Source organism: Rhodococcus ruitaii (assembly GCF_055230935.1).
On record NZ_JBUYWC010000016.1, the window covers coordinates 102142 to 114552 of the forward strand.

The following is a 12411-nucleotide window of genomic DNA, read 5'->3' on the forward strand; positions in this document are numbered from 1 at the left end:
GTCAGCAGAACTTCTCGCGGGCGATCATGATGTACTGCCGGGCGGCATCGTCGCCCGGCGTCTTCGTGTCCGAGACCGTTGCGGCATACGCTGCGATCGACCGGACCACCTCGATCAGCTCTTCCTCCGAGGTTCCGGCTGCCAGGCGGCTGCACACTCCGCGCCCCACCGCGAGCAGAGTCTCGTCGGGCACTCCTGCCGCCAGCCCCGAGTCGGCCAACGCGTTCTTGAACTGCAGCGCGTGCGAATCGAGCATCGGCTTCTGATCGGGCCGAGTGGAGCTCGGCGAGGTCGTGGAGGTGACCATCGTGTGCTCCGGGGTGTCGGCGGTGGTGCTACACGCCGCTGCCGCGACGACGGTGACGGCGGCCAGCATCATCGTTCGTACTGCACGCAGGTGCGGCAGCCGCTCGAGCCTCAGCATGGCGCAGGGGTTAAGAGTCCCCCGAGTACCTGTGGAAGTGGTGCGGTGTGGACGACACCGAGACGCTGGGTCGCGCGGGTCAACGCCACATACAGATCATTGAGTCCGCGCGGCGATGCTTCCTTGATCTCCGCCGGTTCGACGAGCACCACCGAATCGAACTCGAGTCCCTTCACGTCTTTCACGGTCACCACCTGGACCGAGTCCGAGGCCAGATGTGACCACTCGAGCGCCAGGCGCGGCGGAACGATCACCGCGGTGAGCCCGGGCCCGGCCTCGGCATCGACAGCCTCACAGACCGCGTCGACGAGCTGATCGCGACCGACGTGTCGCGCCCACGGCTCGAAACCGGAGTCGCGCACCGAGCGGGGCGGCACCTGTTGGGGGTCGATTTCGGTGAGCACATCGTGCGCGATCCGCATGATCTCGGAAGGCGTCCGATAATTGACCGTCAGCTCCGTCTTGCGCCACCGATTCTTCACATACGGTTCGAGGATTCGTTGCCACGACGAGGTTCCCGCAGGGTCACCCGTCTGTGCGGTGTCGCCCACCAGAGTCATCCACCGGTTGGGGATCCGCCGCATCAGCATGCGCCACGCCATGTTCGACAACTCCTGCGCCTCATCCACGATCATGTGGCCGTACGTCCAGGTGCGGTCACCTGCCGCGCGTTCGGCGGCAGTCCGGTGCCGCGTCATGTCTTGGCGCTCGGCGAGTTGTGACGCGTCGATCAGGTCGTACGCCATCAACAGTTCGGGATCGAGTTCGTCCTCCAGATCCTGTGGCGCAGAACCTGTGAGAATATCCAGCGCGCCCTGGGCGTCGGCGATCTGTTTGCGCCATTGTTTGGCGGCCGTGTCGCGCTCTGCCGCGTCGTCGATACCCAGCAGTTCGGCGAGTTCGTCGAGAAGGGGGGCGTCAGCACTGCTGAATCCGGTATGCGGGGCCGGCCGATGCAGGGCCTCGATCTGGCCCTCGGTGAGATTCGGAGCTGCTGTGGCCAACCGCTTCCTCGACGCCAGCAGATCCGACAGCACTCGCTGCGGTGTCAGTGTGGGCCACAGCGCGTCGAGTGCGGCCACGATGCCGGAATCGGCCCGCATTTCCGATCGGATGTCGTCGATGTCGTCGCGGCTCAGAAGATTTCCGCCGTTGACGAGGTCTGCTCCGATGAGCTCCGCCATCTGATCGGCGAGGGCTTCGATGACACCGGACACGAAGATCGGCCGCGCCAGATTGTGCGGGCGTCGTGACGACCGTGCACGGCCGCGGGCGCGGGTGACCATCTTGCGGTCGAGCGTGAGCCGGTAGGTGTCGAACGGGATGGGCACCGGCTTCGACGGCACCTCCTGCCGATCGCGAACCGCCTTCTTCAATATGTCCACCATGTCGAGGGATCCCTTGATCTCGACGGCCTGGATGTGGTCGTCGACGGTGGCCTTCACTCCGGGGTAGAGGTCGCCGACAGTGGACAGCAGCACGCCCGTTTCCCCCAGTGACGGGAGTACCTGGCCGATGTAGTCCAGGAACGTCGAGTTTGGGCCGACGATGAGGACCCCACTCTTCGCGAGCCGTGCGCGATAGGTGTAGAGCAGATAGGCGGCACGGTGCAGAGCGACCGCAGTCTTTCCGGTACCGGGTCCCCCCTGCACCACAAGCACGCTCTTGTGCTCGGACCGGATGATCGCATCCTGCTCCGATTGGATTGTCGCGACGATGTCGTGCATCTGCCCGGTGCGGGCTGCATTGAGGGCATCGAGGAGCGCGGATTCGCCGGCGACGCCCCCGGCGGAGCCGACGGTCGCGTGCTCGCGTGCGGTGTCGAGGTCGAGATACTCGTCGTTGAGGGCAGTCACGGTGCGGTTACGGCTGCGGATGTGCCGGCGCAGCACCACCCCTTCCGGGGTCGCCGGTGTCGCCAGATAGAACGGGCGGGCGAGCGGTGCGCGCCAGTCGAGCAACAATGATTCGTAGTCGTTGTCCTCGTCGAGGATGCCGATACGACCGATGTACCGGGCCTCGGTGCGGTCGCCGCCGACTTCCTGACCGTCGCTGTCGTCGGTGTCACGCACGTCGACGCGGCCGAAGCACAGCCCGTGTTCGGCCGCGTCGTATTTGGCGAGGTCCTCGGAGTACATCTGGGTGAACGATTCCCGTTCGCTGCGTGCTTGGGGCGTGCCACCCGTTTCCAGCAGCACCCGTTTCAAGCGCGTCTGGGTGTACTCGCGCAGTTCGTCGAGGTGTGTGTACAGCGTCGACAGGTAGCGCTGCTCGTGCTCGAGGTCGGGATGGGGCGCGCCATCATCCGGCACATGAACTCCTCGGGTTGGAACGATTCGAACGCGCAGGCACGTCGAGGAAAGTGTCCAAGGAGTCTAGTTCGGCCGGGGCCGGCGTGCAGAAAACAGGGGCGCGTCTGCTGAGACCCGACGGGGAGTCGAGTCGCTTACCCGAGCTTCTTCTCGAGTGCCTTTTCAGCTTTGGTTCGGGTCTTCTCCGCGCGCGCCCGTGCGTGCTGCGCGGTGTCGAGTGCCTTCTCGTTCAGTTCGGCGGTCCGCTCTTCGGCCAGGTGTGCCAGCTCCGCGCCCCGATCGCGGGTCGTCTCCCACCACTTCGAGCCGTGCCGACGCGCGACCTCGGCGTATTCGGGGGCGCGGTTCCGCGCACGTTCGAGAAGTTCGCTGCCGCGTTCTTTCGCGGTGTCCGTGAGTTCGGGAGCGTGCTCCTTGGCTGCGCCGATGAGTTCGGTGCCGCGTTCGCGCGCGACCTCCGCGACTTCGGGGACGCGTTCCTTGGCCTTCTCGAAGAGCGCGCTTCCCTGATGACTTGCCTCGTCGGTGAGCGACTTCACTCGATCGGAGACGGTGTGCAGGGCATCGCCGGTCGTGTGCTCGGATGGCGATCCGGGCAAGGCCGCCACCACGGCTTCCTGTGCATGACGGGCGGCGCGTCGGCCTCGCCACCCGAGAGACGGTTTGCCTTCGGTATCGACAGATGCGAGGAGTAGGCCACCGAACAGCCCTACGTTCTTGAAGAACTGTGTGCGGTGCTGGGCCCGTGCGGCGGGATCATCGTAATTCCAGAAGTCGTGGCCGGTCACGGTGGTCGGTATCACCGTGCCTGCCAGTGCGAGGGCCGAGATCCGCGGCCATTTGCCGATGGCGAGAAGCGCGCCGGCGCCGACCTGCACCGCGGCGTTGAGCTGCACCAGGGTCTCCGGATTGCTGGGTAGACGGTCGGTGACCGAATCGGGTAGGACGCCGATCATCTGATCCAACCCCGGTTGGGCCCCGGCGGCCTTGGGGGTGGGGTTGCGCAGGGCGTCGATTCCCCCTGCGATGAAAATGGACGCGAGCATCGGACGAGCAATCCTTCGGACGATCATGTGCAGCCTCTTTCTCCGCGGTCGCTGTGTGTTCAGACCCTGTCACGTGTACCCGGATAGGACCCGATATATGCGAGATCTTCGCGCACATGTGATGGATGAAATTCGGAATAGACGGAAATCATCGATATACCGAATATTGTCCATGCGGCAAGCCTCAACAACTACCAGCCCCTGAATCGCTCGGGTGTGAACCGGATCGGCACCGCATAGTCGGCGCGGAAGCGTTCCGGGGTCATGCCGAGGGACTCGATGTCGTGGTCGTACTTGGCGACGAAGCGGGCCCACTCGGCATCATCGACGGCAGTATCGGCTTCAGCGCTGGCGGTGAAGACCGCCACCTGACCACCGTGGGTGTCGCTGTTGAGATTCAAGCTCACGCGCGGTTGCCCAGCGATGTTGCGCAGCTTGGCCGTGCCCGGCTGGGAGAACATGAGGACGCTGTCGTCGGACCAGAGGAACCAGACCGGCGTCGGTACGGGTGATCCGTGTTGATCGACGGTAGTGAGCCAGAGGACTCGCTCCACGTCGAGGCGGTCGGTGACGGACGTGGGAATGGACGGTGTCGCAGTCCGGGGCATCGTTCTGTCCTTTCGTCGAGGCAGCGCAGTGGGTGCAACACCGGCGACGGCCCCGATCTTCCGGGATGCGGTGTCTTCTGGGGCCTCTCGGCGTCACCAGCCCCGCTCGCGCCACTCCCGGAGATGTGGGCGCTCGGCGCCGAGCGTGGTGTCCTTGCCGTGGCCGGGATAGATCACCGTGTCATCACCGAATCGCCCGAACAGTTTCGCCTCGACGTCGTCGAGCAACGATGTGAACTTCTCGTTGTCCGCGGTCTTGCCGATCCCGCCGGGGAACAAGCAATCACCGGTGAAGACGTGATGACGGCTCGTGCCGGCCTCCTCGAGCACGAGCGCGATCGAACCCGGGGTATGCCCGGACAGGTGCAGCACCTCGAGGCTCAGCTCGCCGATCCGGACGGTGTCACCTTCCTCGAGATAGCGCTCCGGGGTCACGGGCAGGGGTTCGGCGTCGAGCGGATGCGCGGCGGTAGGTACCTCGGTTGCGGCAGCGACCTGCTCGAGTCCCTGCCAGTGGTCCCAGTGCTGGTGCGTGGTGACGACGAGCTCGAGATTCGGCGCATGCTCGGCAAGGTAGGGCACGAGAAGGCCGGGTTCGTTGGCCGCGTCGATGAACAGCGACCTACCGGTCGCCGTGTCGGTGATGAGGTACGTGTTGTTGTCCATCTGTCCGACGGAGAGCTTGACGATGGTGGCGCCGGGGATCGTGCGGCGCTGCGCGGGGCCGCCGGGGGAGACCTCGCCGGTGTAGTGATCATCGATGATGAGGGGTTGTGTCATGTGCCGCACGCTACCGGTGTGGTGCATCGTCCGAGGTGGAGTGGCCGCAGGCCGGAACGTGTCGGTGCGCACGCCTACGATGGGTCGGGGCCTGAATGGGGCCTTGTCGACGAGGAAGGAACTGGCGTGGCGGATCGCCTGATCGTACGAGGGGCGCGCGAGCACAACCTGCGCGGTGTCGACTTGGATTTGCCGCGCGACAGCCTGATCGTGTTCACCGGCCTCTCCGGATCCGGCAAATCGAGTCTTGCCTTCGACACGATCTTCGCCGAAGGTCAGCGTCGCTACGTCGAGTCGCTGTCTGCCTACGCGCGGCAGTTCCTCGGTCAGATGGACAAACCCGACGTCGACTTCATCGAGGGGCTGTCGCCGGCAGTGTCGATCGACCAGAAATCGACGAACCGGAACCCGCGCTCGACCGTCGGCACCATCACCGAGGTCTACGACTATCTCCGTCTGCTGTATGCGCGCGCCGGCGCGCCGCACTGTCCCGTATGCGGCGAGAAGATCGCACGCCAGTCACCGCAACAGATCGTCGACCAGGTTCTCGACATGGAAGAAGGCCTCCGCTTCCAGATCCTCGCACCCGTGGTGCGGACCAGGAAGGGCGAGTTCGTCGACCTGTTCGAGCACCTCACCGTGCAGGGATACGCCCGTGTACGGGTAGACGGAGTTGTCTACCCGCTCTCGAAGCCACCGAAGCTCAAGAAGCAGGAGAAGCACGACATCGAGGTGGTCGTCGACCGCCTGGCGGTGAAGTCCTCCGCCAAGCAACGCCTGACCGATTCCGTCGAAACGGCGCTGCGCCTCGCCGAAGGGATTGTCGTCCTCGATTTCGTCGACCGCGACGAGAACGCCTCCGATCGCGAACGACGATTCTCCGAAACCCTGGCCTGCCCGAACGCACACCCCCTCGCGATCGACGACCTCGAGCCGCGCTCGTTCTCGTTCAACTCGCCGTACGGTGCGTGCCCCGACTGCGCCGGCCTGGGCGTACGCAAAGAAGTCGACACCGACCTGGTGGTACCCGACCCCGACCGCAGCCTCGCCGAGGGTGCGATCGCGCCGTGGTCGATGGGGCAGAGTTCCGAGTACTTCACCCGGCTGCTCACCGGATTGGCCGACGTGATGGGCTTCGACATCGACACCCCGTGGAAGAAGCTGCCCGCGAAGGTCCGCAAGGCCGTGCTCGAAGGCAGCACCGAACAGGTGCACGTCCGGTACAAGAACCGCTATGGCCGGGTCCGCTCCTACTACGCGGAGTTCGAGGGCGTCATGCCGTTCCTGCATCGTCGCATGGAACAAACCGAGTCGGAGCAGATGAAGGAACGCTACGACGGGTACATGCGCGACATCCCGTGCCCGACGTGCAACGGCACCCGACTACGCCCCGAGATCCTGGCGGTCACGATCACCGCAGGCGACCGCGGCGCGAAGTCGATCGCCGAGGTGTGCGAGTTGTCGATCGCCGAGTGCGCCGACTTCCTGAACAGCCTCACTCTCGGCCCCCGGGAAGCAGCGATCGCCGGTCAGGTCCTCAAGGAAGTGCAGGCGCGGCTCGGCTTCCTGCTCGACGTGGGCCTGGATTACCTCACCCTCGCCCGCGCGGCCGCTACCCTGTCCGGTGGTGAAGCCCAACGTATCCGGCTCGCCACCCAGATCGGTTCGGGTCTCGTCGGAGTCCTCTACGTACTCGACGAGCCGTCGATCGGTCTGCATCAACGCGACAACCGCCGGTTGATCGACACCCTCACCCGGCTACGCGATCTCGGGAACACCCTGATCGTCGTCGAACACGACGAGGACACCATCCGTGCATCAGACTGGGTGGTCGACATCGGCCCCCGCGCCGGAGAGCACGGCGGGCACGTCGTCCACAGCGGTACCTACAAAGGGCTTCTCGACAATTCCGAATCGATCACCGGAGCGTTCCTGTCGGGTCGCGAGACGATCCCGGTTCCGCTCGTGCGTCGGCCCGTCGATCCGAAACGTCAGGTCACCGTGATCGGTGCCCGGGAGAACAACCTCAGCGACATCGACGTCGCATTCCCGCTCGGGGTACTCACCTGTGTGACCGGTGTGTCGGGCTCGGGCAAGTCGACGCTCGTCAACGAGATCCTCGCGACGGTGATGGCCAACAAGCTCAACCGCGCGCGGCAAGTGCCCGGCCGGCACACCCGCATCAACGGTCTCGATCAGCTCGACAAACTCGTGCAGGTCGATCAGTCGCCCATCGGACGGACACCGCGGTCGAACCCCGCGACCTACACCGGGGTGTTCGACAAGATCCGCACCCTCTTCGCCGCGACCACCGAGGCCAAAGTCCGTGGTTACCAGCCAGGACGTTTCTCGTTCAACGTCAAGGGCGGTCGCTGCGAAGCGTGTTCGGGCGATGGCACTCTCAGGATCGAGATGAATTTCCTGCCCGACGTATACGTGCCGTGTGAGGTGTGTCATGGTGCCCGATACAACCGGGAGACACTCGAGGTGCATTACAAAGGCAAAACGATCGCCGAAGTGCTCGACATGTCGATCGAGGAGGCCGCAGAGTTCTTCCAACCCGTGACCTCGATCCACCGCTACCTCGCCACCCTCGTCGAGGTGGGTCTCGGGTACGTCCGCCTGGGCCAGCCCGCGACGACGCTGTCCGGTGGTGAGGCGCAGCGCGTCAAGCTCGCCGCCGAACTGCAGAAGCGTTCCAACGGACGTACCGCCTACATCCTCGACGAACCGACGACCGGACTGCACTTCGACGACATCCGGAAGCTGCTCGGAGTCATCAACGGGCTCGTCGACAAGGGCAACACGGTCGTCGTCATCGAACACAATCTAGATGTGATCAAGACATCGGACTGGGTCATCGACCTGGGCCCGGAAGGTGGATCGGGTGGCGGCACCGTGGTTGCGGAAGGCACCCCCGAGGAGGTCGCGGCGGTCGAGCGCAGTTACACCGGCCGATTCCTGGCGGAAACACTCGCAGAGTCCGCGCTGGCCCCGAACGGCAATACCGCTGAGAGGGAGACCGCTCGCCCCGCCCGTAAACGTGCGCCGAGGAAGAAGGCTGCCACCGTCTGAGCAGGCGGGACGAGACACCCGCAGATCGTCAGTAGACCGGACCGGTGTACTTTTCGCCCGGGCCCTGCCCGGGTGAATCGGGTACCGAGGATGCTTCGCGAAATGCCTTCTGCAGTGCCTGCAGACCCTCACGGATCGGACCGGCATGGGGGCCGAGGTACTCCACCGAGGCGGTGACCAGCCCGGCGAGTGCGGTGATTACGCGACGTGCCTCGTCGAGGTCGAGACGTTCGCTCGCGTCGGGGTTGTCGTCGGACAGGCCGAGCTTCTCCGCCGCGGAACTCATCAGCATCACCGCAGCGCGGCTGATCACCTCGACGGCCGGAATGTCAGCGAGGTCGCGGACCTCCGCGGTCAGGTCGGTGTTGTCGGGCGTGTCGGTGTTGTCGGTCATGTCCTCGAGGATCCCACCAGCGCAACGGACCTCGCTTCCCGGGTAGGGCCTCTGGGCAGTGATTCGGCGTCGACGTGCATCTTTTGCTAAACTCGACGACACGACCGCCCGCGCGCATCCGTGCGGGCAGCAAGTGGAGTCCGACTCCCACCTCTGGCCGCGCAGTTCAACGGCGCAGTGGTCCGGTCCTTCGAACGCTACGGCGCTCGAAGATTTCATGCCCCACCTGGGGCGTGGAATCGTTGTCGCGGTGATACCGCGGCGCGTCGACCGGTCGGTACGGACCCCGCCAAGTGCATCAGCACGGCAGCGGGGTTTTTTCGTCGAGGAATCGCCGGGCCCCGCGTGCTGCGGTGCGGTCAGAATGACCACATCGCATTTCTACCTAGGAGGCCCCATCAGCGCTGAGACCCGCATCAACGAGCGCATCCGTGTTCCCGAGGTCCGACTCGTCGGACCAGGTGGTGAACAGGTCGGAATCGTGCGTGTCGAAGATGCACTCCGCCTGGCCATCGAAGCCGACCTCGACCTCGTCGAGGTGGCCCCTGACGCCCGCCCACCGGTCTGCAAGATCATGGACTACGGCAAGTTCAAGTACGAAGCCGCGCAGAAGGCGCGCGAATCGCGCAAGAACCAGCAACTGACCGTGATCAAGGAGCAGAAGCTCCGTCCCAAGATCGACGACCACGACTACGAGACCAAGAAAAAGAACGTGGTTCGCTTCCTCGAGGCCGGCTCGAAGGTCAAAGTGACCATCATGTTCCGTGGTCGTGAGCAGTCGCGCCCCGAACTCGGATTCCGTCTGTTGCAGCGTCTCGGCGCCGATGTCGCCGACCTGGGCTTCATCGAGACGTCCGCGAAGCAGGACGGCCGCAACATGACGATGGTCCTGGCCCCGCACAAGGGCGCGAAAACACGCGCCAAGGCGCAAGAAGCCGCGCATGCCGCTCCGGCCAAGTCTTCCCGGCCTGCCCCCGCAGCACCAGCGGCGCCGGAGCAACCGAACCAGTCGGGAGAGGCACAGACCAGCTAGCCGCTCCGGCAGCACATCCGGTGCTGCGCGAGCACCGACGTATCCACGACAAGAACTGAGGACTCCATGCCCAAGTCGAAGACCCACAGCGGCACCGCGAAGCGATTCAAGGTGTCCGGTAGCGGAAAGATCCTGCGCCAGAAGGCCGGTCGCCGCCACCTGCTCGAGCACAAGTCCTCGCGCGTGACGCGTCGCCTCGACGGCAAGGCCGTCGTCGCCGACGCCGACGCACCGCGCATCAAGCGCCTGCTCGACATCTGAGCTTCCCGACCGATTATCCCGGGGGCCGAGTAGCCCCCCGAACCTGACAGGACATACCAGTGGCACGCGTGAAGAGGGCCGTCAACGCCCAGAAGAAGCGCCGTTCGATTCTCGAGGCCTCCAAGGGCTACCGCGGGCAGCGCTCGCGTCTGTACCGCAAGGCCAAGGAACAGCAGCTTCACTCGCTGACCTACGCCTACCGCGACCGTCGCGCACGCAAGGGCGACTTCCGCAAGCTGTGGATCACCCGTATCAATGCCGCGGCTCGTGCGAACGACATCACCTACAACCGGTTCATCCAAGGCCTCAAGGCCGCCGGTGTCGAGGTCGACCGCAAGAACCTCGCGGAAATCGCCGTCTCCGACGCCGAGGCATTCGCCGGCCTGGTGGCCGTTGCGAAGGCTGCGCTGCCTGCCGACGTCAACGCTCCGGCTGCCTGAGCGCGACGCTGAACGAGAATCCAGCACAGGAACGGCCCGTGGATCCGCTCACCGAGCGCACCCCACGGGTCGTTTCTGCTGTCAAACTGCTCCGCGCCGCTGAACGTCGCAAGACGGGACGCTTCCTCGCGGAAGGCGAGAACTCGGTCACAGAGGCACTCGTAGCCGGGGTCGTCCACGACGTGTTCGTCACCGAACACGCAGCCGAGCGCTACCGAGACCTCGTTGCCACCGCACAACACCAGGGCATCCGCGTCGGATTCGTCACCGATCGCGCCGCCGAACGATTATCCGACACCGTCACTCCGCCAGGGCTCGTCGCAGTATGCGACACCCTCGACGTGCCGCTCGGTTCGGCGATCGGCCCCAGGTCGCTGCTGCTCGCGATCCCGGTCGAGATGGGGGAGCCCGGCAACGCAGGCACTGTCATCCGCGTCGCCGACGCCGTCGGTGCCGACGCGGTGATCCTTGCCGGCAACAGCGTCGACCCCCACAACGGGAAGTGCGTGCGCGCTTCCGCAGGCAGCGTGTTCCATCTGCCGCTCGTGCGGGAACGCGACACCACCCGGGTGCTCGATGCCGTAGCCGACGCCGGCGTTCGTCTCCTCGCAACCGCGGCTGACGGTGAAATCGACCTCGACGACGCCGACGACCTGCTCGCAGGACCGACCGCCTGGCTGTTCGGCAGCGAAGCCCACGGACTACCTCCCGAGGTGGTCGCCCGCGCCGACCACCGGGTCCGCATCCCGATCCGCGGTCGTGCCGAATCGCTCAACCTGGCAACCGCCGCGGCGATCTGCATGTACGCCAGTGCCCGGGTGCAGCATCGGTCGCCACGCGCTTAACCTAGGATTTCTACGGTGCGGCCCCGCTGCACCGGCTTCACCCACCGACGAAGAACCGTTCGCCCGAAGAAGGAGTTGCACCGGTCGTGGCCAAGAAAGAGGGCGGCACCCCGCCGGCAGTCGATCCCCAAGCGCTGACCGAGGACTCTCTCGCCGCGGCAGAGAAGACCGCCCTCGAAGGATTCGGTGCGGCCCGCGACCTCGACGAACTCGCCCAGGCGAAGATCGCGCACCTCGGGGACAAGGCACCTATCTCGCTTGCGAAGCGTGCCCTCGGATCCCTTCCCGGCCCCGAACGGGCCGACGCCGGGAAGCGCGTCAACGCGCACCGCATCGCAGTGCAGGCCGCCTTCGACGCGCGCCGCGAAGAGCTGCTGGCGCAGCGCGATGCCGCGGTTCTCGTCGCCGAATCGATCGACGTGACCCTGCCCGCGACCCGTCGCGCGCTCGGTGCGCGGCACCCCATCACCATCATCTCCGAGCAGGTCTCCGACGTATTCATCGCGATGGGCTGGGAGATCGCCGAGGGGCCGGAAGTCGAAACCGAGCACTACAACTTCGACGCCCTGAACTTCCTACCCGACCACCCCGCCCGGACGATGCAGGACACCTTCCACATCGCACCCGAGGGCTCCCGGCAGGTACTGCGCACCCACACCTCCCCGGTGCAGGTTCGTACCATGCTCAGCCGCGACATTCCGATCTACGTGGTGTGCCCAGGCCGTACCTTCCGCACCGACGAACTCGACGCCACACACACCCCGGTGTTCTCGCAGATCGAGGGACTCGCGGTCGACAAAGGCCTGACCATGGCGCACCTCAAGGGCACCCTCGACGCATTCGCTCGCGCCCTGTTCGGGCCCGAAACCACCACCCGGATTCGACCGAACTACTTCCCGTTCACCGAACCGTCCGCCGAGGTCGACGTGTGGTTCCCGAACAAGAAGGGCGGCGCAGGCTGGGTAGAGTGGGGCGGCTGCGGCATGGTCAACCCCAATGTGCTCCGCGCGAGCGGCATCGACCCCGACGTGTACGGCGGATTCGCGTTCGGCATGGGCCTCGAACGCACTCTGCAGTTCCGCAACGGCATCCCGGACATGCGCGACATCGTCGAAGGCGATATCCGCTTCACTCTTCCCTTCGGGGTGCAGGGCTGACGCCCTGACCCGTGACCGACATCGAACGAGAGAGCT

Annotated in this window: 12 protein-coding genes; 6 read left to right on the forward strand and 6 right to left on the reverse strand. The window is 65.5% G+C overall.

Going from position 1 to position 12411, the window contains the following annotated elements:
* Position 1: 1 nt before the first annotated feature.
* From ACZI8W_RS20450 to ACZI8W_RS20470, 5 genes are all read right to left on the reverse strand, one after another.
* Positions 2–424: a DUF732 domain-containing protein gene (locus ACZI8W_RS20450; RefSeq protein ID WP_463370334.1), complete on the reverse strand. Its 423-nt coding sequence runs from the start codon at positions 422–424 to the stop codon at positions 2–4.
* Complete coding sequence (locus tag ACZI8W_RS20455; RefSeq protein ID WP_463370335.1) at positions 418–2736, reverse strand: HelD family protein; 2319 nt, start codon at positions 2734–2736, stop codon at positions 418–420. The genes ACZI8W_RS20450 and ACZI8W_RS20455 overlap by 7 nt, the downstream gene beginning before the upstream one ends.
* 134 nt (positions 2737–2870) lie before the next feature.
* A complete protein-coding gene (locus tag ACZI8W_RS20460; RefSeq protein ID WP_463370336.1) occupies positions 2871–3809 on the reverse strand; it encodes a DoxX family protein in 939 nt (312 codons plus the stop codon).
* 164 nt (positions 3810–3973) lie between these two features.
* Entirely contained in the window at positions 3974–4390 is a 417-nt protein-coding gene (locus ACZI8W_RS20465) for a TIGR03667 family PPOX class F420-dependent oxidoreductase (RefSeq protein WP_463370337.1), read from the reverse strand.
* A gap of 93 nt (positions 4391–4483) precedes the next feature.
* On the reverse strand, positions 4484–5170 hold the full coding sequence (locus ACZI8W_RS20470) for an MBL fold metallo-hydrolase (protein WP_463370338.1): 687 nt from the start codon (positions 5168–5170) through the stop codon (positions 4484–4486).
* A 126-nt stretch (positions 5171–5296) separates the two neighbouring features.
* Here ACZI8W_RS20470 and uvrA point away from each other — a divergent pair, with 126 nt between their 5' ends.
* On the forward strand, positions 5297–8245 hold the full coding sequence (uvrA, locus tag ACZI8W_RS20475; RefSeq protein ID WP_463370339.1) for an excinuclease ABC subunit UvrA: 2949 nt from the start codon (positions 5297–5299) through the stop codon (positions 8243–8245).
* Positions 8246–8273: 28 nt separating this feature from the next.
* Here uvrA and ACZI8W_RS20480 read toward each other — a convergent pair whose 3' ends face one another.
* Entirely contained in the window at positions 8274–8639 is a 366-nt protein-coding gene (locus ACZI8W_RS20480) for a DUF1844 domain-containing protein (RefSeq protein ID WP_463370340.1), read from the reverse strand.
* Between the two features lie 364 nt (positions 8640–9003).
* Between ACZI8W_RS20480 and infC the strand changes: the two genes are divergently transcribed.
* The 5 genes from infC (at position 9004) to pheS (ending at position 12375) form a co-directional block, all read left to right on the forward strand.
* Positions 9004–9672: a translation initiation factor IF-3 gene (infC, locus tag ACZI8W_RS20485; protein ID WP_463370341.1), complete on the forward strand. Its 669-nt coding sequence runs from the start codon at positions 9004–9006 to the stop codon at positions 9670–9672.
* 66 nt (positions 9673–9738) lie between these two features.
* A complete protein-coding gene (gene rpmI, locus ACZI8W_RS20490; protein WP_463370342.1) occupies positions 9739–9933 on the forward strand; it encodes a 50S ribosomal protein L35 in 195 nt (64 codons plus the stop codon).
* 59 nt (positions 9934–9992) lie between these two features.
* Positions 9993–10373, forward strand: a complete 381-nt coding sequence (rplT, locus tag ACZI8W_RS20495; protein WP_132474587.1) for a 50S ribosomal protein L20 — start codon at positions 9993–9995, stop codon at positions 10371–10373.
* A gap of 38 nt (positions 10374–10411) precedes the next feature.
* Positions 10412–11218 carry a TrmH family RNA methyltransferase gene (locus tag ACZI8W_RS20500; protein WP_463370343.1) on the forward strand — a complete coding sequence of 269 codons (807 nt, stop codon included), beginning with the start codon at positions 10412–10414 and terminating at the stop codon, positions 11216–11218.
* Positions 11219–11304: 86 nt separating this feature from the next.
* Positions 11305–12375 (forward strand): phenylalanine--tRNA ligase subunit alpha, encoded by a 1071-nt coding sequence (gene pheS / locus ACZI8W_RS20505; RefSeq protein ID WP_463370344.1) that lies wholly within the window; start codon positions 11305–11307, stop codon positions 12373–12375.
* Positions 12376–12411 lie beyond the last annotated feature (36 nt).